The sequence below is a fragment of the Paenibacillus tianmuensis genome, from assembly GCF_900100345.1.
Lineage (GTDB): Bacteria > Bacillota > Bacilli > Paenibacillales > NBRC-103111 > Paenibacillus_G > Paenibacillus_G tianmuensis.
The window spans coordinates 41,187-62,384 of sequence record NZ_FMTT01000018.1 but is presented as its reverse complement, the minus strand read 5'-3'; the positions used below and the strand labels follow the sequence as shown (position 1 = coordinate 62,384).

Sequence of the window (21,198 nt, the reverse complement as noted above, 5' to 3'; positions counted from 1 at the left end):
AAAGGAGTGATTCCCATGAGTCCTTCCACACTTGTGGATGCTGCCGCACCCCCGGTGCTTGCCGACAAGAACCAGCCTACAGCGGGCTTATCCGTATCGCAGTTCGTCCTAGAGCAGCTGAAGGCTTGGAAGGCTGAGCGGATCTACGGCGTGATCGGCGACGGCAATTTAAGTTTATTGGATGAGCTCGGAAAACAGAACGCGATCCGGTATGTGGCCTGCCGGCATGAGAGCGGCGCCGCGCTGATGGCTTCCGCCGAGGCCAAGCTGACGGAAAGGACGGCGGTGTGTCTGGCAACAAGCGGCCCGGGCGTAACGAATATGTTGAACGGCCTGGCCGATGCCGCTATGGATCGGGCGCCGGTCCTGGCGCTGTCGGGACAGGTCGAAACGTCGAAGATCGGCACCCGGGCCAAGCAGTATGTAGACCAGCAAAAGCTCAATACTGCCGTTGCGGGGAAATCCGATCTGGTCACGCATGCGGACGCGTTGCCCGAATTGATGGAGCAGGCGCTTGTCCGCGGTTTGCTCCAAGGGCAGGTGACCCATCTATCCATTCCGAAGGACTTATACCCGGTGAAGGTAAAAGGCGGGATAAAGCCGTACGCGGCCCATCTGCATCAGCCGCTGGCCGCTCCCGAGAGCGAAATCGCAGAATTGGCGGCCTTGCTCGCTTCGGCCGAGCGGCCGGTCCTGTACATTGGCCGCGGCGTGAAACAGACAGCGGAGGATGTCCTTCAGCTCGCGGAGAAGCTGTCTGCCGCCGTCATCACCACGCTGCCTGCCCGGCCGTTGTTTCCGAACGACCACGGATGTTATGCGGGGGGCCTCGGTCAGGCCGGCAGCGAAGCGTCCAGTGTCCTGCTGGCCGAGAGCGATCTGATCGTCATGCTCGGCGCGACATGGTGGCCGGACGATTACGTGCCGACGCAGGCGCGGATCGTTCAGGTCGACCGGAACCGGGAAGCGATCGGCCTCGGTCACCCGCTGCATAAGGGCGTCGTCGGCGATCTCCGGCAGATTGTACCCAAACTCGCCGCTGCCGAGCACCTCTTGGCCAAAGACCGCAGCGTTTGGCGCGCCCTGGTTCGCGACGTATGTACGGGCTGGAAACGGCAGATCGAGGCCGAGGCCCGGGCCGATGGTACGCCGATACCGCCGCAGCGGGTCATAAAGACGATTGCGGATCACGTATCGGACCAAGCGATCATCGCCGTCGATACCGGCGATCATACGCTATGGTTCAATCGGATTTTTCAAGCCAAGGCGGGGCAGGCTATCTTGATTTCCGGCCGGTGGCGTACGCTTGGCTTTGCTTTGCCGGCAGCAATCGCCGCCAAGCTTTGCTATCCGGACCGTCAAGCGATCGCGGTAGCAGGGGATGGGGGAGTCGTCCAGACGCTGATGGAATTCCAAACGGCGGCCGAGCAGAGGCTCCCGCTCGTGCTGGTTGTTCTCAACAACGGCACATACGCGATGGAGCAGGACCGAATGAATGTCGCCGGCATGAACCTGACCGGCAGCGCGATTCAGAGTCCCGATTTCGCGGCTATCGCCGAAGCCTGCGGCGGCTCCGGTTATCGGGCGTCCAGCTCCGACGAATTCGAGCAATCTCTCACTCAGGCGCTGACCGGCAACAAGCCCGCGCTGATCGACGTTCGCACTGCAGCAATCCCGGTTCCGCATGCAAAAATTTGAGCTTAAATGCAGCAAAGCCGGCACTAGTGGAATGTGCCGGCTTTTGATAGTTACCTCACCATAAAAGCCCCGAGGCTGATTTTTGTTTTTGAACTTACTTTTGAAATAATGCAGAGAGAGGGTAGAGTAACTGTCGGAGAGCTTGCGTGCCGCCTTTGAAAACGGATTATTTGCAAATATATCCAATTCATTTAACCCGTTTTCAACAGCGGCCGGAGGCAGTTGCTTTACCGCTTAGCGAGCACTTTATTTCACTGTTCAAGAACAACCCGCTCAGCCTCGCGACTTCACCAAGATCATACGTCCTTTTTCATCGCGCTTCGCTTCGAAGCTATCGTTCGGTTGGATGTCCGCCCCCTGCTCCAGATCGGGCGGGATCGTCAAATGGCCGCTCTCGTTAATCGATACCAAAGAGCCGTAAATCTTTTTCCAGTAGCCCGCCAGGAGGACGCCCAGGACGACGATGGCAACCAAGCCCCACTTCACGATCGGATTGGCGATAAACCATTCCTTCACAAGTAGGTCGCCCGTCAGCATCGAACCCGCGGTATAAGCGAGTACGCCGGAACCGATGTAGATGATCCAAGGAAATCTTTCCAGCAGCCGGATAAACAAGGTGCTGCCCCATACCATGATCGGCACGCTGATAATGAGGCCGAGCACCACCAGAAGGAAGCTGCCGTGAGAAGCGCCGGCAACCGCCATGACGTTGTCGAAGCCCATGGCTGCGTCAGCGATGATAATCGTACGAATAGCAGGCCAGAGCTGCGGCTTGGCTTCGATGGCATGGTCTTTCTTGTCCACCAGCAGCTTGTAGGCGATCCAGATTAGCACGACTCCGCCGATGAGCAGCAGGGCAGGCAGCTTCAGCAGCCAGACGACGGCGAGTGTGGCGATGACACGAATGATAACGGCGCCGACCGTTCCCCAGAGGACGGCGCCTTTTTGCTGTGCTTTCGGCAAATTGCGGGCTGCGAGTGCGATGACGATGGCATTGTCCCCGGCAAGTACGAGGTCGATTAAGACAATGTTCATCAGGGCAATTAAAAAATCTACGGACAACCATTCCATGTCCAACCACTCCTTCTTACGTTGTTGTTGGTGTTAGTATTTACACAAAAATGACCTCTACCATATCGGTACAGGTCATTTTTCCACCAAAAAGACCTTTACTTCAATGGCAAAGGTCTTGCTAACAACGTTTCGTTGCCAATAAAGCCGGGGCTCTTCCCAGAACCCGAACTGACGACTTTACTGTGACAGCTACTCCCCTTTGGAGGACATCCTTATGTAATTGCCCTCATTATACCGAATGGACAAGCCGGGCGTCAAGCAAAAAGATGTCCAAATTCGTATTAAACTTGACGGAAAGCTTCCATAATACTCTCAAGCTCTTCGTCGGTGCCTTGGAACCGTTCCTTCGAGAAGCGTTCGTTCACCCAATGCATCATCTCCGGGCGGCTGAGAAACGTATGGCAATCCTCGCCCCACTGGTCGGAAATTTCTCTTAAAATCAACTGCTTTCCGTTGACCTCGACCGTCAGCATGTTCCATTTGTCTTTTTTGTAGATCGTATGTTTTTTAATCCCCTGATTTTTCAAGGCAGTTACCTCTTTCTATTCCATTGGTTGCGGGCGATTGAGAGACCCATCGCTACCTCTTTACCTTAGCATGAATTGATCTTGGCTTCAACCAAGCGGGCAACCATATAGCGATTGTCAATCACCATAGCCCGTGATAAAATGCCAATAAGCTCCAGCACCAGCCGAAGGGCGGGTGGGGGCCAAGTTATTCCATACATGAGCAGAGGAGAAAAATGAGCAGAGGGTATGAGCAGATTGGAGTGGCAATGACCTGCCGGTCGTTTGCCGAGTACGAACGCATGTTTAGGCTGAAGCCGGAGCTGATGGAGGCGGGTCCGATTTTGGACGTGGCCGCGGGAGCATCGTCGTTTGTAGCGGAAGCCGCTGCCCGCGGATTGGCGGCTAAAGCGGCCGATCCGATGTACGAGCTGTCGGCAGAAGGAATTTACCGCCACGGGATGACGGAAATCGAAGTGTCGACCGGAAAATTGACCAAGCTGCCTCACCTTCCATATGAGGACGAATCGTTCGGGCTTGTGCTGTGCAGCCACTTTTTATTTCTGTACCATGAGCAATTCGACTATGACTTTCACACCCGCGCACTGCGTGAGCTGCTAAGGGTGTGCCGTGCAGGCGGAGAGGTGCGGGTATATCCCGTCATTACGCTGCAATGGGACCGGTATCCGATGCTGGACCTGCTTCTGGAAGAGCTGCGGACGGCCGGATTCGAGGCGTCTCTGGAGCTCTCCGAATTGCCTTTTATTCCCGGTTCCAAAGAGCTGCTGCGCGTACAAAAATAAGGCTGCGTATAATTTAGGTCTTGTTGATTTATCCTGATAAGGGTGATATACTTGAACCATTCGCCCTTGATGGCGATACATCTAGGAGGTTGTTTTCATTGAAAGGTACAGTAAAATGGTTTAACGCAGAAAAAGGCTACGGATTCCTTCAAGTAGAAGGCGGCGACGACGTATTCGTACATTTCTCCGCAATCCAAGGCGACGGCTTCAAAACTTTGGAAGAAGGCCAATCGGTTGAGTTCGAAATCGTTCAAGGCAACCGTGGTGCGCAAGCGGCTAACGTTCACAAACTGTAAGACGAAACTAACTACGATGCCTGGTCGACAATCGGTTGACGGGTTTTGATATAAGCTTTCTTTTAGAAATCAAAACGATGAAACTTCTTGAATTCGCTTCTTGATTTCGCAAGAAAACTTACCGCTGCGGCGGTTCATCTCATCGTTAGATAGTTTAAGTTTCGATGCCAAATGAAAAGCCACAAAGCGGTTCTTGGAATAATCGTTCCAGGAACCGCTTTTTTTGCAGGGCTAACAGCCAGATGCATATAATCAAACAAAGAACGCCCCGGATACCGTTGGTCCGAGGCGTTCTTTGTCGTTTCCGTAATTAGTCGACGATACGCAGAATGTCGTCGATTTCCTTGCGCGGCAGGCGGGCGGGCCGCTCGGAAGGATAGCCGAGGGCAATGACCATGTTGATCTGGCATTCCGGCCGGATGTCCAAATATTCGCGAAGCTGGTCCTGGGCGAGCAGCACAGGGCCGGTCATCGGGCATGTGCCAAGCCCGCGGGCATGCGCGGCCAGCATCAGGTTTTGCGCGGCGAGGCAGCTGCTCTTGATGCCTTCTTCCGCCCACACCGCATCGTCGACCAGCTCGACGGGATCGAAGATACGCTCCCGGAACTTGGAGTTGTACGGCGTCGCAAGACATACGATCAGCACAGGCGCATTGGAGAAAGCCGTGGCGTAAGGTCCGAACGACTTGGTCAGCAAGCGGCCTTCCTTGGACAAGCCGCGCTGCTCCGCTTCGGCAGCTCTGCGGTGCAGCTGCTCCCAAGTAATCTGTTCGATTTCTTTAATCTTGTCGCGATTCATCACGGCAATGAATTCCCACGTTTGCGAGTTCGTATCGCTTGGGGCGTAACGGGCGCAATCGATGATTTCGCGAATATCTTCGACGGCAACGGGCTGATCCGTATATTTACGGATGCTGCGGCGGTCAAGCGCAATCGTTTTGAATTCATGGTAGGACAGTGTAGATGTATCGGTCATTGCGGGTCATCCTCTCTTTTTAACTTGCGGTATTTCTTAGGACTTGGTACTAAAAGCTCTTTTCCATTATAACGGCGCCGCATGAAATTGACAACCGTATGGCATGGCTGCCGTCATCCCGGATAGGAGAAAGGGGAGTTATTGAAGCACGACGGACTCGCCTTCGTTCAGGCCGCTCAGCACTTCCGTCTTGTAAGGCGTTTCCAGGCCGATTTTGACGACGCGCTTTTCCAAGCTGCCGTCAGCGGCTTCGACCATGACGTAGTAGTCGTCTTTGTCACGATTAATCGTCAACGTCGGCACGACCAGCGCGCCGCCTTTTTTATCCGTTTGAATCGAGGCAGTCAAGCTGAGTCCGGCAATCAGCCGCTCGTTCGGCTCCAAAGAGATTGTAACCTCGAACTGGGCGGCCGTCGTGTTCGAAGACTCGCTGCTGCTGCCGGTGGCGGCTTTGGCGAACTTGGACAGCCGCTCGATCTTGCCCTTCAACTTGACGTCCTTCAGCGCATCGACGCGCACCTCAACATCCATGCCTTCCTTGATGCGGAACAAGTCGTATTCGCCGACATTGCAAATCAACTGCAGCTTCGTCAGATCGACGATTTTGCCGATCCGCTCGTTATCCTTCACCGATTTTGGTTCCTTGGTGCCATCGAACAGGAAAATGCCGTTTTCCGGCGCCGCAAAGCCTGCGGCTTGAAGCTTCTTCGTTTTCTCCGTGAGCTGCGAGCGGGTATGCTCAAGAGTAACCTGCGTAATCTCGTTTTGCATTTTACGGCTCTCCGACGCGGCAAAGCGCTTTTTGGCGTCCGTTTCGGTAATGCCCTCGACTTCCGCGTCGGCGATACCGGTCTTTTCCTGAATTTGATTCAAGCGTATATCCATCTCCTGCTTCTTGACGTTCGCTTGAAGCTGGGCGATTTCGTTGCGGAGCCCTGTATCGTCAAGCTGGAACAGCACATCGCCTTTGGCCACTTGGGAGCCGTCTTTGACGGGCCACGTTGTGACAGAGGCGCCGAACGGAGCGTTTATGTACGTTTCCTTCTGGTAGGAAGACTTTCCTTTTACCTCGACAATGTTGGTCAGATCCTCCCGGACGGCTTTGAATTTCAGCGCGTTCGTTGTTTGCGAAACCGCCGGACGGGATGCGTTCTGCGGCCGGCTCTGCCAATATAACAGCCCCGTAATGCCGATGACAAGCACCGCGCCTACGGCGAAGAACCATGTTCTTTTTTTCATAGCTGCATAACTCCTAAACGTTTAGTCTCGTTTGATGGCGGTCAGCGCGTCCGTACGCGACGCTTTGATGGCCGGATAAATACCGGACAGCACGCCGGTCATGATGGCAAAGAACAGACCGACCGGCAAGATCCATGGACTGATAAACAAAATGTTCTCCTGAGGTCCCGGCCCTGGAGGATTAAAGTGCATGATGGCAATACTGATCCCCCAAATAACCCAATACGACACCAGAATGCCCACCAGGCCCCCGAGCAGTCCGAGCAGCGCCGATTCGACCATAAACATGTTGCGGATTTGGCCGAGGTTGGCGCCCAGCACCTTCATGATGCCGATCTGCCGTTTACGCTGATAGGTTGACATCGTCATGGCGACGATGATTGAGATCGAAGCGACGAGCAAAATAAAGACGCCGGCGCCGCCGAAGATCAGCCGGACGGTGAACAGCTGGTTTTGCATGCTTTCCTCGCGTTGAAGATTTGTCGAAGTGGTGAGCTTCAGCTTTTTGAGCAGCGATTCCACTTCTTTGACATGGGCGCTGCTGTCGACTTTAATTTGGACCTTGTTATAGTCGGCCGTTTGCGAGGAGTTCTTACCTTCCTTGACCTTGCCGCCGTTCATTTGAACGATCGCTTCCTGAAGCCGTTTGCCGAGCGCCGGCGATACGTACGCCGTTTTTTGACGCATCAGCATATCGTCGGTAAAGCCCTCCGGCTTCTTGAGGATGCCAACGACCCGTACGGGAATTTGGATGTCCACCGTTTCTCCGACGTCGTTTGAACGGAAAATTCGCGGCTTCAGCACGATTTGCTTCTGATACACGGGATATGCGATATATTGCTGTTCCTGCCAAGCATTCCGGGCCTCACGCTCGCTCGTACTCTGAAGCTGCTGCTGGCGGGTTTTGGATAGTTGACTGTCGAACAGCCCCATCGTTGCCCCGTAGCTCAAAATAATGGTGTTCTCCTGCTCCGAAGGTCCGCCTTGCTGCAGTTCATGGCCGAAAGCAGGCAGCGTGTCCAGCTCGGTGGCGAAGATTTCATCGATATAGCCTTTTTTGCTGTCCACTTCAAATTCGAATTGGTTTAACGTCCGGTATGTAGCCAGCGCCTTAATATGTGGGAAGGTGCGCATCATGCCGATCTTGGCTTTCGTAAGCTCGTATGGCTTCGCGCTGTTCGGATCGTTCGGATCGGCTCCTTCGGCACGGCCTCCGCCGGTTACTATAATCTCGTCCGACATCAGGAGTTTGCTCATCTGCTTCTGGCTGTATTGGTGGAGCGACTCCCCGAAGGAGATGGCGACTACAATGGAAGCCGAACCGATGGCAATGCCCATTGTACACAGCAGGGTGACGACGACGCGCCGTTTGAGCTGATCCCAGCCGAGCTTGAAATAATCAAGCAGCTTCATTCGGCGTCACCTGCCCAGGCGCCGTCTTCGACCAAGTACCCGTCGCGCAGTTGAATGACTCTCCGGGTTCGCTTGGCGACCTCCAGCTCGTGGGTAACGATGACAAAGGTGATGCCGAGCGTCTGATTCAAATCGACCAGCAGATCGATAATTTCTTTCTCCGTCTTCGTATCGAGGTTCCCGGTCGGCTCGTCCGCGAATACGATAGTCGGCTGCGTAATGAGCGAACGGGCGATGCTAACCCGCTGCTGCTGCCCGCCGGATAACTGCGAGGGGAACATCTCGGTCTTTTCCCCGAGGCCAACCTTGGCGAGTAGCGCGATCGCTTTTTCTTGGCGGTGCTTGCCTCGCAAGCCTTGAAAGACAAGCGGCAGCTCGACGTTCTCGCGGACGGTCAAATGCGGAATCAATTCGTACGATTGAAAAATAAAGCCGATATGCGTCCGGCGGAATTCCGCAAGCTGGTTTTCACTCATTTTCTCGATCGCCTGGCCACTGATCAGAATGCTTCCGGACGTCGGCTTCATCAAGCCGGCCATCAGGTTCAGCAGCGTCGATTTTCCCGAGCCGGAGCTGCCGAGCAGGGCGATCATTTCTCCTTTGTCCACTCGGAAGTCAATTTTGTGCAGGACAGGCGTGTTTTCGCTGCCGCTGCGAAAGCTGTGTGACAAATGTTCTACCGCAAGCACATAACCCCTCCGTTGTCGAATTTTTCTAATTCAGTATAAACGACCGGTCAAGTTAGAAGTGGAAAATTCATGAAAAGTTAAGAAAACCTTAAGAGTGCAGGCAAAAAAAGCCGCCGGAACGTCTTCTTGATAGTAGACGTTTGCCAAGGCGGCCCATCCTGCAGCTATTGCAATGAATCTTGCCCTGCCCCTGCCGCAGCGTTCTTCGCTTTGGCGTACAGGGCAAGAAATCCGAGCATGGCGACGAACGAGAGCACGGAGCCGACCGCATACACGGCGTGCGGGCTCCAGCTGTTGAATAACCAGCCACCAATCGTGCCGCTGAGCAGACCGGCTAGTCCGGACCAAGTAATCGCAAAGACTGCCTGGCCGCTGGCCCGGAAATGATCGGGAACCACGCTTTGAATGTACCGGATGGTCGTAAACAAAAACACGCCGAACGTGATCGAATGCATCATCTGAATGGCAATCACCCACATCGGGTTATCCACCAGGCTCATGAGCAGGAAGCGTACGGCATAAGCAAGACAGCAGAGCGCCAGCAGCGGCAGCTCTTTCAGCTTGTGGCCGTATTTGCTGAGCAGAAAGAAAACCGGAATTTCGCTGAGCGCCGACATCATCCACGACCAGCCGACGACGGATTGATCTCCGCCGAGTCGCTGCAAGAATAGCGCGAGAAAGCCGTCATTCATCCGGTGGGCGATGGACACCGTCAGTACCGTGAGCAGGAACGCTAGAAACGAACGGGAGCCGATGATCGGGAGGAGCCCGGAAAAGTCCGGCTTTTTCACGTTGACGTCCCGCGTATCCTTCAGCAGGAACGATTGCAGCAGGGAGCAGGCAATCGTGCCGAGACAGAGCGCCACGGTCAAGCCGGCGCCGTAGCTTTTGAGCAGCTGGCCGAAGACGAGGGCCGCGAAGGCGAAGCCGATCGAGCCCCAGACCCGGAACGACGCGTAGCTTTTGCCGTTTTGGCTTACGGTAAGCAGAATCAAGCTGTCGGTCAGCGAGGTGGTCGGCGACTGGAAAAAGAAGAAGGCGGCCATCAACACCATCAGAAGCCCGAACGTATCGGTCTGAAACGTCCAAGCCGCCATCAGCAGCTGCCCGATAAAAATGACGTTCAAAATCTTTTTCACGCTACGGACTTTATCGCTGGCCACACCCCAAAATAAGTTCGAGAAGATCCCGATCATCGGCCCGACCGAATACAAAAGTCCGATTTGCAGCGTGGAAAATCCTTTCGATTGGAAATATAAAGGAAAAAACGATGTGATCACGGCCATCGTCATGTAATACGTAAACGTAAAACTGCGCAGCACAACCTCGTTGTACGGGGGTTTGGACATACTCATAAGCTTTCACTCGATTCGTTAGGTTTTCGGTCCGCGACCGGCAGCGGCCTTGGAATGGCTTCGTCCGCCCGCAGAGCCGAGCGCAGCACGACCCAGACGACCGCCGCTTCCGCCGCGACGCCGAGCGATTGAGCCAGGGCGCCGATCATACCGCTCCAGCCCGGAGTCCAGGCGACGCATAGCACTTTCCGAGAAAAGCGCTGATCGCCGGTCCCGAAATGACCGCAATGACCGACGAGTACAGCAGCGGCCGATAGAATGAGAATACTTGCGACGGCTTCTCGATCGGATGGTCCGGCTGCTTCTCCGGAATTTCGTGTTTTAACAAAGCTCTTCCTTCCCAGAAGCTCACGTCGGCTTCGATGCAGCGTCGACCCCGAACAAACGCAAAAACACCCACAGTCCGGCGGGGGTGTAGCTGATGACTGCGCCGATGAGGAAGATGGCCCCGAGTACATAAAGGCTTACCGCCGTCAATGCGCGAAACGAGAGGCGGTCGCGCACCAAAGTGGAACACGTCTGCCGCAGCAGGACCGCCGGTCTCTCGGTAATGCCCAGAATGCTCATCGGCAGGGCGTAGCTTGCAATGACAATTTCGGGGGAGCCGCGCGCGCCAGCGTGCTGTTGATGATGACATGGGAGATCGTTACAAGGCTCGCCGACATTCCGAGGGGGACAAAGAAGGCAAGCAGCTGCCGAAACGTAATACGGGTTTGCTGCAGATCGTTCATGTTGACTTCCCTCTTTTCACATGCCACACATTATAACATGGATAGGGGAGTCAAGGGAGAAAAATTTACGTACCTACTGGAAGCGACTCATCGTTCGTGATACATTTATATAGATAAACGGATCGATCAAACGGTGCGTGCCTTTTGCATAATCGAGAAAAGGTGAGAAAGGTGGAAACGGAGATGACTTACACGTTTGAACTGGACGAACGTCTCGGCATTCCGCTGCCCCGTCTTGAACAGGAATTTGAGGACTTCGGCCAGCAGGAACAAGCGGAGATGCTTCTGCGCTGGGAAGAAATCCGCGGCGGCATTCCCGATCGGATCAAGCAATTGGAGCGGGTCATTATCGCGAAGCAGGAGCTGCTCAATGTGGAAGAGCATTTTCCGACGTCCTGCCGCTTAAACAGTGAAATCGCCGATCTGGCCAGCACGATCAACGAGCTGCACTTATGGTTCCGGGTTCATCAGGACATGCCCGATCGTGCGGTTCATCACTGATTGCGCGGCCCATTACCGAATATAATGGGGGGAACCCCGATGCATGCAAAGCTATAGAAAGGCAACACGGTACGCAGAAGGAGGTTGTAAGCTTGAGTTGGACCGATAGTCTCAGCAGGCTCGCAGCGCAGCTGACGTCGCATAAACCTTCGCTTTATCCCGACGAAGAGCTCGACGACTTGGCCGATATCAGGATCGGAAAGCTGTCGTTGGATGTCTTCGAAGGGGAGCGGAAAGCTTATGCGCTCACGGTGAAAGCGGGGCTGCATTTGTTTAACGAGAGCTTGGAGAAATCACATACGCTGTCCCAGGAAATTCATAATCCCGCAGGCAGCTACTGGCACGGAATCATGCACCGGATGGAAGGCGATTATCCTAACGCCGACTACTGGTTTCGTATGGCGCGCAGCCTGCCGGTCTATGCGGAGTTCGCGGACCGGGTCTACGGTTATGTGCGGACGGCAGACCTGCAAGGCATTAAAAATACGGCGTTCAGGGAACGGCTGGAGGAGTGGGCATCCGGGTCCGGTTGGGATCCCTGCGCGTTTAACGAGCTGATCGAGCGGCACGTCACCCTGATACGGGACGAGCAGGCCGAGGAGCTGCTGAAGCATATCCAATGGCTGGAGATGCGCCTGCTTCTCGAATACGGCTATGTCCAAAGCGGAGGCGGAGGATCGTTGCTTGAGGCGCCGTAGTTCGTCAATTGACGTGCCCCAACGCCCGATGGGACTTATGCTGCGCGTGTATCGCTTTTTGCTGCCGGGGGTGCGGGAGCAGCTTCGCCACTGGCGTGTCAAAGCCGAAGCCATACCTGATCCCGAGCTCCAAAAGCAAGCGATCGCAAGCATGACCAGCAAGCAGTTTCACTGTGAGGGCGGTGCTGTCTATGCCGTTGCGAATCTGCCCATGCGTCATGTGCTCATTCCGTTGATCGTGGCTTTCCAGACGATCAGCGATTATTTGGATAACTTGTGCGACCGGAGCACTTCGCTCGATCCGGAAGATTTTCGGCGTCTGCACCAGTCGATGCTCGATGCGGTCGACCCGGCGGAGCCGCTGCACGATTATTACGAATTCCGGGAAGAGAAGGACGACGCCGGTTATTTGAACGAACTGGTCAAGACGTGTCAAGCCAGCCTCCGGCTGCTGCCTTCTTACCCGCTTGCAGCCGATTCGGTGCGTGAGCTTGTCGGTCTGTATTGCGATTTGCAGGTGTATAAGCACATTCACCGGGAGCTGCGCGAGGATGCGCTGCTGTCCTGGTGGGAGCAGCACCGGGCACGGTTTCCTGCGGTCGCGTGGAACGAATTTGCCGCCGCTACGGGATCGACGCTTGGCGTTTTCATGTTGTTTTTGGCTGCTTCCGATCCGGAACTGCAGCCGGAAACGGTCCGGCAAATTCACGAGGCGTATTTCCCGTACATTTGCGGACTTCACATTTTGCTTGATTATTTGATAGACCAAGAGGAAGATCTGGCCGGCGGCGATCTTAATTTCTGCAGCTACTACGATAATATGGATCGGACCGTCGAACGCATTGCCTTCATTGTGGAGGAGGCGAAGAGCAAGTCGGAACAGCTCGAGCATCCGGGGTTTCACCGGATGATTATCGAAGGATTGCTGGCGCTGTACCTGTCTGACCCTAAAGTCAGCAAGCAGCGGCAAGTGAAGACGATATCCCGGAAGTTGATGAAGGACAGTCCGCTGATGCGCTTGTTTTTCTTCATTAACAGTATTTGGATCCGCAAAACCTCTTGATTCTATATACAATTAAAGAGACAGTCAAGATGACGAGGAGGAACCACCATGTCTGTAAAAAAAATTGCTGTACTTACGAGCGGCGGCGATTCCCAGGGGATGAACGCGGCCGTTCGCGCCGTTGTGCGCAGCGGCTTGTATCACGGTCTGGAAGTATTCGCCGTGCAGCGCGGCTACGCCGGGCTGATCAACGACGATATCCGCGAGATGGACCTGCGGAGCGTCGGCGACATCATTCAGCGCGGCGGAACGATTCTGCAAACGGCACGCTGTAAGGAGTTCGTCACGCCGGAAGGGCAACAGCTCGCGGCGGACAACCTGCGCAAGCGCGGAATCGACGGGCTCGTCGTCCTCGGCGGGGATGGCTCGTATCAAGGCGCGAACAAGCTGAGCAAGCTCGGGATTAATACGATGGGGCTGCCGGGAACGATCGACAACGACATCCCGTTTACCGATTTCACCATCGGGTTTGACACGGCGGTCAGCATCGTTGTCGATGCGATCAATAAACTGCGCGATACGATGAGCTCCCATGAACGCTCGTCCATTGTCGAAGTCATGGGCCGCCATTGCGGAGATATTGCCCTTTATGCCGGCCTGGCGAGCGGAGCGGAGACGATTCTGGTGCCCGAGGTGCCGTACGATCTGGACGAAATCGCCAACCGGATGTCGGAAAACTTCTCCCAAGGAAAGCGTCACAGTATTATTATTGTGGCCGAGGGCGTAGGCAAAGGGGAAGATATCTCGGCGGAAATTATGAAGCGCAACGGTATCGAGCCACGTGTGACCGTGCTCGGACATATTCAGCGGGGCGGCACGCCTACGCACAACGACCGGATTCTGGCGAGCAGCCTCGGCGATTTCGCCGTACGTCGGCTGATCGCAGGAGATTCCGGCAAAGCATGCGGCATCATCAAAGGCGAGCTTGTCGCGACCGATATCGACAAGGTAGTGAACACCAAAAAACAATTCAAGATGGAATTATACGAGCTTACGAAACGGTTATCTCAATAAAAGCAAAAAAAACATGCAGTCTTCCGTAGGCGGAAGAACTGCATGTTTTTTTTCATACGTCAGGACGATTTCGAGTCCCGGGCTAACGCAGCCACAATTTCAGCGGTAGGCCGGTTTCCTCTTGCCGCATACCGGATCGTGCCGTCCCGGCCGATCACATAGACGATGCGCCGCTGCCCAAGCAGACCGAATAACGTCTGGCCCACATCGTACAGCTGACGGATCGTCTCCCCGGAATCGGTGACAAGCGGAAAATCGTAACCGAACTTTTGCGAGAACTGCCGGTGTTCTTCGAGCGAACCGGGATTGATGCCCAGCACCAGCGCATCATAATCGGCGTACTGGGCCTTGGAATCGCGGACGGCGCAAAGCTGCTTTGTGCAGATGGGCGTATTGTCCTTCGGATAAAAAATAAGCACGACCGGCCGTTTGCCCAAATGATCGGCTAACCGGACCGTACCCTGCGTGCTGTCTGCAGCAAATGCCGGAGCCTTGGTCCCGATGGCAAGCAAAGGCTTCCCTCCTCCTAATGGATGACGAAATACATTAGTTGTATTGTAGCGAATGCTCGCATCCGGTTGCAACAAGAAAGCGGGACCTTGTTTTCCAATAGTGATAATCAACTTAAGCTTGCTTCTTCCGACCGATTTCGGTAGGATGGGGGAGCAGCCCAGAAACGTGCGGGCAACATTAAAAGAAGCAAAGGAGCAGCCAAACGATGAAAATTACGATTATTGCAGGAAGTAACCGTAAAGAGGCTACAAGCACGCAGTTATGCCGGTATATTGCGCGGGTGCTTGAAGAAAAGCATTGTCAGGTTACCCTGTTCGATTTGTATGAAAAGCCGCTGCCGTTTTACAACGGGGACCTCGATCAGACCGATGCTAATATCGTTGAACTGAGGCAGCGTCTGCTGGAAGCCGACGGCATCGTGCTGGCGACGCCGGAATACCACGGGAGCGTGTCGGGTGTCCTTAAGAACGCACTCGATTTTACCGGCTTCGACTACTTCGATGGCAAGGTGACGCTGTCAGTCAGCTCTGCTGGAGGAGCCGTCGGCGTCAGTTCGCTGCAGCAGCTGCAGACGATCGTCCGCAACGTTCACGGCATCAACTGCCCGGAATGGATCTCCATCGGCGGAGCGCAGCGCAGCTTTACGCCGGAAGGCGAACCGGAAGATGCCAAGACGCGGGAGCGCGTGCAGCGCACGGTCGGCTATTTCGCTCAGATGGTCTCGACATTTCGGAAATAATCGGGAATGAAAGGGGAGTGAGGTCGCCGTGACGGCGATATTGCACAACGACTGGGCCCCTTTGCTGGAAGACCAGTTTCAGGCGCCTTATTATAATCGGCTTAGACCGTTTTTGAAGCAGGAGTATGCCACGCGTACGGTATACCCGGATATGCACGATATTTTCAATGCCCTTCATTATACTTCTTATGCAGATACCAAAGTGGTCATACTCGGACAAGACCCGTATCATGGCCCGGGACAAGCTCACGGCCTCAGCTTCTCGGTCAAGCCTGGCATCCCGGCACCGCCTTCGCTGCAAAACATATTCAAGGAGCTGCAAAGCGACCTTGGCTGTCCGATCCCCGATAACGGCTGCCTGGTGCCTTGGGCCGAGCAGGGTGTGCTGCTGCTGAACACGGTGCTTACCGTGCGTCAGGGCGAAGCGCATTCGCACAAAGGTCAGGGTTGGGAGACGTTCACCGACCGTGTCATTTCACTGTTGAACGAGCGGGAGAAGCCGGTCGTGTTTGTGCTCTGGGGAAGCCCGGCCCAGCAAAAAATGCAGCTGATTACCGAGCGGCGCCACTTCATCGTGCGGTCCGTTCATCCGAGCCCGCTGTCGGCGCATCGCGGCTTTTTCGGCAGCCAGCCATTCTCGCAGGTCAACGATTTTCTGCGAAGCATCGGCAACGCGGAGATCGACTGGCAGCTCCCGAATCTGGGCGTGCGAAGCCACAGCAGCGGCACGGCCTGACTTTTTTTTCAAATGTAAAAGCCCGCTCCTTTCGATGAAAGGAAGCGGGCTTTCCACTTATCTCGCAGGTAAGGTTTTTTATTTGTAATCGACGTTCGACGTGTATGTATTAACGGCGTTCCATAGCAGGAACTCTTCGATGCCGTTATCTTTCAGCGCACGCACTTGATCTTCGATCTCTTTTTTGCCATAACGAATATGACCGGGTACCCATGTGGCGGTGAAGTCTTGAATCCAAGGCCGGACGACCGGCTTCAGGGCTTGAAGCGGTTCGAGCTTCTTGGCGGTATCCTTCATGGCTCCATTGATCGTTACGTATGGCGCGGCATCCGGCACCTTGGCGCCGTACCAACCGCTAGAATAATGGCTCGGATAAATCATCGGGCAGATGACGTCGACGTTCTGGGAAATCTTCTGGAAATCTTGGCCGATGCCTTCGGCGGCCGGTACGGATGCGGCATAGCCGAAGATGTCAACCGATACCCGAACGCCCAAGGGGGTGAGCTGCTCGCGCGCGTACTTCACGAATTCGGCAACGGCTTCGATACGGGAACGCTCGTCTTTATCGTACTTCAGCGTATCGGCCCGCTTCTCGAAGCCTTCCGGGAACCGGACGTAATCGAACTGGATTTCCTTGAAGCCTGCCTTGGCCGCTTCTTTCGCAATCGCGATATTATAGTCCCATACTTCTTTCTTGTACGGATTCACAAAGCTTTCCGGCGGATTTTTGCCATTGCCCCAGACGGAGCCGTCCGGATTCACAAAAGACAGGTCCGGCCGTTTTTTTGCCAGTACGGTGTCTTTGAAGACGACGATGCGGGCAATCGGGTATACCTGGTGCTCCTGCAGCGTACTCATCAGCTTCGGCATGTCGGTAATAATTTTTTGCGTCGTATCCATCGCATTCAGCTCGGGATTGCCAGTATCGTACGTTATGTACCCCCAGTCGTCCTTCAGGTCGATGACCATCGAATTCAACTCGGTGTCGTCCATCAGCTTCAGCAGCGTGTTCATACGCGAGCCGCCTGCGCTGTGCGCCGTGACGTAAATGCCTTTGACCTTCGGCGCATCCTTCTGCGGGTCCTGCTTGTCCACCGGAGTCAGCCGGTCGAACAGATTCCCGCCGGGGGAAGGCTGCTGGGCGACGGCGGTTTTGGAATTGATCGAAGCTTGGGCCACTTGCTCGAACGTCGCATCGGGATGATCGGCGCTGACGCCACCCCAGGCCATGAGGAACGCGGCCAATAAAAGTTCCATGGATAAGTCTCTCCTTGCTAGTTTGATATCTATCATTATAATAAAAGAGTCGGCAATCCGATAGAGAGCTCTGATAGATTTTAAACGACACATCAAAAAAGGACCGGTACCGGATGAACAAACAAATCTGGACGCTGCGGGGTCTGAACTTTTCATACTATGCAACCACTGCCGTCCTCCTGCCGTTTCTGCCCATTTACTTCGAAGGAAAAGGCTACTCTTCCTCGCAGATCGGACTGCTTATGATGATCGGGCCGTTTGTGACGATCTTCGCCCAGCCGATCTGGGGCTATTTGAGCGACCGCTACCGGACGCTGAAGACGACCATCTTTGGACTGTGGGTCATGACGGTATTGTCGAGCATCGGCATTTTCGAGACGAGCGGGTACACCCTTGCGCTGCTCTTTATGCTGCTGCTGTACTTCTTTATGCAATCGTCGGTGCCGCTGCTCGATACGGTGTCGATTAAATCCGCGCTGCAAGCCGGGCAAAGCTATGGATCGATCCGGATGTGGGGCTCGATGGGATTTACGCTGTTGGCGCTGTCGTCCGGTTATGTATTGGCCGCTTTGGGCGGAATGAACAGCATTCCTTATGTATATTGGAGCATCTGGGTGCTGCCTTTCGTATTGCTCGTGTTTCTTAAAGACGAGAAAGGAACCGGGGAGCGCATTTCTCTTAAGGCGCTAGGCAACTTGTTCGGAGACAAGCGCTTCTTATGGTTTCTACTGCTGATCTTCGTGCTCATGGTGCCGCACCGGATGAACGACGGGCTGTTCGTCCTGTACTTGAAAGATTTGGGGGCCACGGATTCGATGGCCGGATGGGCCTGGGCGCTTGCGGCAGGGGCGGAAATTCCGACCTTCGCGCTGCTCGGCCGCTATATGCACCGGTTTCACGAGCTGGCGCTGCTGGGGATCGTGGCGGTGCTGTACACGATTCGCTGGCTGTTGTACGGCTGGGTATCGGACCCGTTCGTCTTGATGTTATTACAAGCGACGCACTGCATTACGTTCGCCGCCTTTTGGATCGTTTCGGTCCAATACGTTGTCCGGCTTGTGCCGCAGGAACTGCAATCGACGGGGCAATCGATGCTATCTATGGTGTTTCTGGGGCTTGCGGGCATTGTCGGGGGTTCGGTCGGAGGCTGGATCAAGGATGAATGGGGAGGTTCGACCATGTATTACATGGGAGCGGGGATGGCTTGTATCGCAGCGGTGCTGCTGCTCGGCACGCATGCGTATTACCGCAAAAAAACCATCCGGCCTGATGGGACGGATGGTTTCATCGTAATAGAATTATTTATTCGTTGTCGGCTGAACGGGTTCGCTTACGGACGAAGCTGCAGGAGCCGCCAATTCTTTCTTCGGCGCTTCGGGTTCCGGAGGATTATCGTCGGAACGGCCGCCGTTGCCTGAAGTTGCATCTTTAAATTCGCGGAACATTTTGCCGAAACCGCGTCCGAGCTCCGGAAGCTTGTTCGGTCCAAACAAAAGCAAAGCGACGAGAGCGATCAGAATGATGTGCCAAGGGGAAAAGGCTCCCATAGTTAAGTACACCTCCGAAATGGTATGATCTAAGCATACCATTTAATTAATTGTACTATAACATATTCTTGTTACAAAAAGACAACGTTTTTAGGACAATCCTAAAAAAAATTAGCGGATTGCAGCTGCCTTCCGAATAGGGGCATAAAACAAAACCGCTCTTCCTGCCACCGCAGCGGGCGGTCGGAGAGCGGTCTTAACCTTGTTATGACGCTTTACTTATTCAATGAAGGAAGGCGGCCTTTTGATGTTCCGAAATGCTGTATTGAATAATTTCCATGGCATCCCCTGTTTCGAGAGCTTCCAGTCCGTTGCGCAGCACGATCTCCGATTCGAGCTCGCGCTTCTTAAGGAATGGATACAATTCCGGCGTCAGTCTCATGACAATGGTTGCCAATTTTACGGTTTCCACAAGCATCACCTTTCCCGTCATCTGTTGTTTAGAGATCAGGACTTCCGAGTAATTCAGGTTAAGCCTTGGAAAAACGGTATGAAATTACCCTTCCAGTATAGCATATTTCTGAAGTTCTATGTACCGGAAATTTTGCTTAATTGCCGGGTTCGCTCCGGTCCGAGCGGCGGAACAAACCCATGACGCCTACGGTCTCGGTGATGTTGACGAAAGCCTGCGGATCCCATTGGCGCACCAGGCTTTGCAGTTCGTTCAATTCGTAGCGTGTCGTCACCGTCATCAGCATATGCTGCGACTCCTTCGTATATGCTCCTTCGGTATCGATGACCGTGACGCCGCGCTTGAGCTTCTGCATTTTCTTCAGGAGCAAATCCTTTTTCTTGGTGATGATGAAGACGGTTACTTTTAGGTGCCGGATATGAATCGTATCGATGATTTTGCCTGTTATGAACATGGACAACATGGAGTACAAGGCCAGGTCCCAATTGTTTTTAAAAAAGCCGAGCGCTACGATAACAATGCCGTTCAGACCGAACAGAAACGTGCCGAGCGAAAAATCCCGCTTGCGCGTGAGGATGGAACCGATAATGTCAAAACCGCCGGTCGACCCGCCCGCCCGCATCGAAATGCCGGTTCCGATCCCGACCAGCACGCCCCCGGCAACGGAAGACATAATTAAATCTTTGCTGGCGGTCGTCGAAGGGATCAGCTGCATGAACCAAGTGGTCAATATAACCGAGATGACGCTCAGAATAATGAATTTGCGCCCGAGCGTCAGCAGCCCCCAAATCAGCAGCGGCGCATTAAAGATAAGAAATAAGAGCGAAATGTTCCAATCCGTAAAATAACCGACCAGCATGGATACGCCGGAAATGCCGCCGCTGAGTAATTGATGGGGAATCAAGAACAGGTTGAAGCTCGACGCGATCAGAGCCGAGCCGAGAATGCAGGCGACGAAAGAACCGATCCAGGAACGTTGAAACTGAAACATGAATGCACCTCCCGCATGCTTTTAGTATGAAGCGTTTTTACGGATTTGAACCCCGAAAGCTGAAAAAGAGCCAAGCTTCCCTTGGCTAAGGGAAAGCTTGGCGGTCTTATTTGCGCTTGAACGATCCGGAGCGCGAGCTGGTGCCCGGTTTCGAGGAACCGGAGGAAGGCGTCTTATATGTCGGTTTGGAGCCGTCGTTCTTTCTGGCCGAATCCCCTACGGTCGGTTTGCTATTCGGTGGTGTGCCGGTCTGCGGATTCGACGGTGTGGTTGTTTGTGAATTTGACGGTGTCGTAGTCTGCGGATTCGACGGCGTCGTGGTGAAGCTTCCCTTGCGGCCGGACGTCGAAGGCTGCGGCTTGGTCGCTGAGTCTGTCGACCCCGGATAAGGGGTGGATTGGTACTTGCCGTAATCGTTATAACGCTTGCTCGACGTGTACCCCTTGTAATCGGAGTCCGAACCGCGGCTGTTGTTGAACCATCCGCCTCCGAACAGGGATTGCAGCAGCGTTGCCGCAACATAACCCTGTAGGAACGAGGAATTGTAGTTTTCTTTGGCGTATTGGATGGAGTCGACCTCAACCAAGGTGTTCCCTTCGGTATTTGTATCCTTCTGTACGTTGATGATTTTATTATCGTAGACGAGGAACATCCGTTCTTCCGAATCTTTGCTCATTTCGGTCGGCTTTTCCTTGTCTGCAATTTCTTTGGCGACGGTTGGCACGTTTTTTCCGGCGACGGAATAAATTTTGGCCGTGCTCTTTCCTTGCCCTTGAACGTCAATTAACGAATAGTTGTCTTTAACATAGTTGCCGGCGTCGCCGCAGGCGGCCAGCAACGTGAATACCAGCAGGATGGCAATCCATTTGGACAATTTGTTGATCATGCGGCGGTCACCTCCGTTCCAAGCTGTTTAAGAACCCGATTATGGAAATGAAGACTGACGG

Annotated in this window: 27 protein-coding genes; 10 read left to right on the top strand and 17 right to left on the bottom strand. The window is 54.2% G+C overall.

The genetic code is table 11. The features are described 5' to 3' along the window. The first annotated feature begins 15 nt into the window (after nt 1-15). Nucleotides 16-1,698 (top strand): thiamine pyrophosphate-binding protein, encoded by a 1,683-nt coding sequence (locus BLO51_RS13770; protein ID WP_090672721.1) that lies wholly within the window; start codon nt 16-18, stop codon nt 1,696-1,698. A gap of 273 nt (nt 1,699-1,971) precedes the next feature. On the opposite strand, the gene BLO51_RS13765 is transcribed toward BLO51_RS13770, so the two are convergent. Both BLO51_RS13765 and BLO51_RS13760 read right to left on the bottom strand, forming a co-directional pair. Further along, nucleotides 1,972-2,769, bottom strand: a complete 798-nt coding sequence (locus tag BLO51_RS13765) for a TerC family protein (protein WP_090672602.1) — start codon at nt 2,767-2,769, stop codon at nt 1,972-1,974. Between the two features lie 284 nt (nt 2,770-3,053). Then, nucleotides 3,054-3,245 carry a hypothetical protein gene (locus BLO51_RS13760; protein ID WP_050900449.1) on the bottom strand — a complete coding sequence of 64 codons (192 nt, stop codon included), beginning with the start codon at nt 3,243-3,245 and terminating at the stop codon, nt 3,054-3,056. 269 nt (nt 3,246-3,514) lie between these two features. Here BLO51_RS13760 and BLO51_RS13755 point away from each other — a divergent pair, with 269 nt between their 5' ends. Both BLO51_RS13755 and BLO51_RS13750 read left to right on the top strand, forming a co-directional pair. Beyond that, nucleotides 3,515-4,081, top strand: a complete 567-nt coding sequence (locus BLO51_RS13755) for a class I SAM-dependent methyltransferase (RefSeq protein ID WP_090672599.1) — start codon at nt 3,515-3,517, stop codon at nt 4,079-4,081. Nucleotides 4,082-4,179: 98 nt separating this feature from the next. Next, nucleotides 4,180-4,377 (top strand): cold-shock protein, encoded by a 198-nt coding sequence (locus BLO51_RS13750; protein WP_090672596.1) that lies wholly within the window; start codon nt 4,180-4,182, stop codon nt 4,375-4,377. Between the two features lie 310 nt (nt 4,378-4,687). Here the strand turns inward: BLO51_RS13750 and BLO51_RS13745 are convergent, their stop codons facing one another. The 9 genes from BLO51_RS13745 to BLO51_RS30330 all read right to left on the bottom strand — a co-directional run bounded on the left by BLO51_RS13745 (nt 4,688) and on the right by BLO51_RS30330 (nt 10,780). Beyond that, a complete protein-coding gene (locus tag BLO51_RS13745; RefSeq protein ID WP_090672593.1) occupies nt 4,688-5,353 on the bottom strand; it encodes a nitroreductase family protein in 666 nt (221 codons plus the stop codon). Between the two features lie 138 nt (nt 5,354-5,491). Further along, nucleotides 5,492-6,592 carry an efflux RND transporter periplasmic adaptor subunit gene (locus BLO51_RS13740; protein ID WP_090672591.1) on the bottom strand — a complete coding sequence of 367 codons (1,101 nt, stop codon included), beginning with the start codon at nt 6,590-6,592 and terminating at the stop codon, nt 5,492-5,494. Nucleotides 6,593-6,613: 21 nt separating this feature from the next. Further along, nucleotides 6,614-8,005 (bottom strand): ABC transporter permease, encoded by a 1,392-nt coding sequence (locus tag BLO51_RS13735; RefSeq protein ID WP_090672588.1) that lies wholly within the window; start codon nt 8,003-8,005, stop codon nt 6,614-6,616. After that, complete coding sequence (locus BLO51_RS13730; RefSeq protein WP_090672585.1) at nt 8,002-8,694, bottom strand: ABC transporter ATP-binding protein; 693 nt, start codon at nt 8,692-8,694, stop codon at nt 8,002-8,004. The genes BLO51_RS13735 and BLO51_RS13730 overlap by 4 nt, the downstream gene beginning before the upstream one ends. A 164-nt stretch (nt 8,695-8,858) precedes the next feature. After that, nucleotides 8,859-10,049, bottom strand: a complete 1,191-nt coding sequence (locus tag BLO51_RS13725) for an MFS transporter (protein WP_090672581.1) — start codon at nt 10,047-10,049, stop codon at nt 8,859-8,861. Further along, nucleotides 10,046-10,198, bottom strand: coding sequence for a hypothetical protein (locus BLO51_RS30345; RefSeq protein WP_245719660.1), 153 nt, complete (start codon nt 10,196-10,198; stop codon nt 10,046-10,048). The genes BLO51_RS13725 and BLO51_RS30345 overlap by 4 nt, the downstream gene beginning before the upstream one ends. Next, nucleotides 10,195-10,377: a hypothetical protein gene (locus BLO51_RS30340; protein ID WP_245719659.1), complete on the bottom strand. Its 183-nt coding sequence runs from the start codon at nt 10,375-10,377 to the stop codon at nt 10,195-10,197. The genes BLO51_RS30345 and BLO51_RS30340 overlap by 4 nt, the downstream gene beginning before the upstream one ends. Nucleotides 10,378-10,397: 20 nt before the next feature. After that, a complete protein-coding gene (locus BLO51_RS30335) occupies nt 10,398-10,616 on the bottom strand; it encodes a hypothetical protein (RefSeq protein WP_245719658.1) in 219 nt (72 codons plus the stop codon). Then, on the bottom strand, nt 10,613-10,780 hold the full coding sequence (locus BLO51_RS30330) for a hypothetical protein (RefSeq protein WP_245719657.1): 168 nt from the start codon (nt 10,778-10,780) through the stop codon (nt 10,613-10,615). Before BLO51_RS30330 ends, BLO51_RS30335 begins: the two co-directional genes overlap by 4 nt. Before the next feature lie 183 nt (nt 10,781-10,963). On the opposite strand from BLO51_RS30330, the gene BLO51_RS13715 reads away from it, so the two are divergent. The 4 genes from BLO51_RS13715 (at nt 10,964) to pfkA (ending at nt 14,056) form a co-directional block, all read left to right on the top strand. Then, on the top strand, nt 10,964-11,281 hold the full coding sequence (locus tag BLO51_RS13715; protein ID WP_090672579.1) for a hypothetical protein: 318 nt from the start codon (nt 10,964-10,966) through the stop codon (nt 11,279-11,281). Nucleotides 11,282-11,373: 92 nt separating this feature from the next. After that, nucleotides 11,374-11,979 (top strand): hypothetical protein, encoded by a 606-nt coding sequence (locus tag BLO51_RS13710; protein ID WP_090672576.1) that lies wholly within the window; start codon nt 11,374-11,376, stop codon nt 11,977-11,979. Nucleotides 11,980-12,016: 37 nt separating this feature from the next. Further along, nucleotides 12,017-13,042, top strand: a complete 1,026-nt coding sequence (locus tag BLO51_RS13705; RefSeq protein ID WP_174551250.1) for a tetraprenyl-beta-curcumene synthase family protein — start codon at nt 12,017-12,019, stop codon at nt 13,040-13,042. A 48-nt stretch (nt 13,043-13,090) separates the two neighbouring features. Continuing rightward, entirely contained in the window at nt 13,091-14,056 is a 966-nt protein-coding gene (gene pfkA / locus BLO51_RS13700) for a 6-phosphofructokinase (RefSeq protein WP_090672570.1), read from the top strand. A 59-nt stretch (nt 14,057-14,115) separates the two neighbouring features. Here pfkA and BLO51_RS13695 read toward each other — a convergent pair whose 3' ends face one another. Then, complete coding sequence (locus BLO51_RS13695; protein ID WP_090672566.1) at nt 14,116-14,568, bottom strand: peroxiredoxin; 453 nt, start codon at nt 14,566-14,568, stop codon at nt 14,116-14,118. Between the two features lie 206 nt (nt 14,569-14,774). Here BLO51_RS13695 and BLO51_RS13690 point away from each other — a divergent pair, with 206 nt between their 5' ends. Together BLO51_RS13690 and BLO51_RS13685 are read left to right on the top strand one after the other, a co-directional pair. Next, a complete protein-coding gene (locus BLO51_RS13690; RefSeq protein WP_090672563.1) occupies nt 14,775-15,308 on the top strand; it encodes an NADPH-dependent FMN reductase in 534 nt (177 codons plus the stop codon). A 28-nt stretch (nt 15,309-15,336) separates the two neighbouring features. Continuing rightward, nucleotides 15,337-16,044 (top strand): uracil-DNA glycosylase, encoded by a 708-nt coding sequence (locus BLO51_RS13685; RefSeq protein ID WP_090672560.1) that lies wholly within the window; start codon nt 15,337-15,339, stop codon nt 16,042-16,044. A 78-nt stretch (nt 16,045-16,122) separates the two neighbouring features. On the opposite strand, the gene BLO51_RS13680 is transcribed toward BLO51_RS13685, so the two are convergent. Continuing rightward, the gene (locus BLO51_RS13680; protein ID WP_090672557.1) at nt 16,123-17,301 is read right to left on the bottom strand and encodes a putative glycoside hydrolase; all 1,179 of its coding nucleotides are present in this window, start codon (nt 17,299-17,301) and stop codon (nt 16,123-16,125) included. Nucleotides 17,302-17,414: 113 nt separating this feature from the next. Between BLO51_RS13680 and BLO51_RS13675 the strand changes: the two genes are divergently transcribed. Further along, on the top strand, nt 17,415-18,719 hold the full coding sequence (locus BLO51_RS13675; RefSeq protein ID WP_245719656.1) for an MFS transporter: 1,305 nt from the start codon (nt 17,415-17,417) through the stop codon (nt 18,717-18,719). Here the strand turns inward: BLO51_RS13675 and tatA are convergent. From tatA to BLO51_RS13655, 4 genes are all read right to left on the bottom strand, one after another. Further along, nucleotides 18,600-18,848: a twin-arginine translocase TatA/TatE family subunit gene (gene tatA / locus BLO51_RS13670; protein WP_090672554.1), complete on the bottom strand. Its 249-nt coding sequence runs from the start codon at nt 18,846-18,848 to the stop codon at nt 18,600-18,602. The genes BLO51_RS13675 and tatA overlap by 120 nt on opposite strands. A gap of 223 nt (nt 18,849-19,071) precedes the next feature. Beyond that, a complete protein-coding gene (locus BLO51_RS13665; RefSeq protein WP_090672718.1) occupies nt 19,072-19,266 on the bottom strand; it encodes a hypothetical protein in 195 nt (64 codons plus the stop codon). Nucleotides 19,267-19,396: 130 nt separating this feature from the next. Further along, the gene (locus BLO51_RS13660) at nt 19,397-20,251 is read right to left on the bottom strand and encodes a YitT family protein (protein ID WP_090672551.1); all 855 of its coding nucleotides are present in this window, start codon (nt 20,249-20,251) and stop codon (nt 19,397-19,399) included. Nucleotides 20,252-20,357: 106 nt separating this feature from the next. Next, nucleotides 20,358-21,137 carry a DUF4247 domain-containing protein gene (locus BLO51_RS13655; RefSeq protein ID WP_174551248.1) on the bottom strand — a complete coding sequence of 260 codons (780 nt, stop codon included), beginning with the start codon at nt 21,135-21,137 and terminating at the stop codon, nt 20,358-20,360. Between the last annotated feature and the right edge of the window lie 61 nt (nt 21,138-21,198).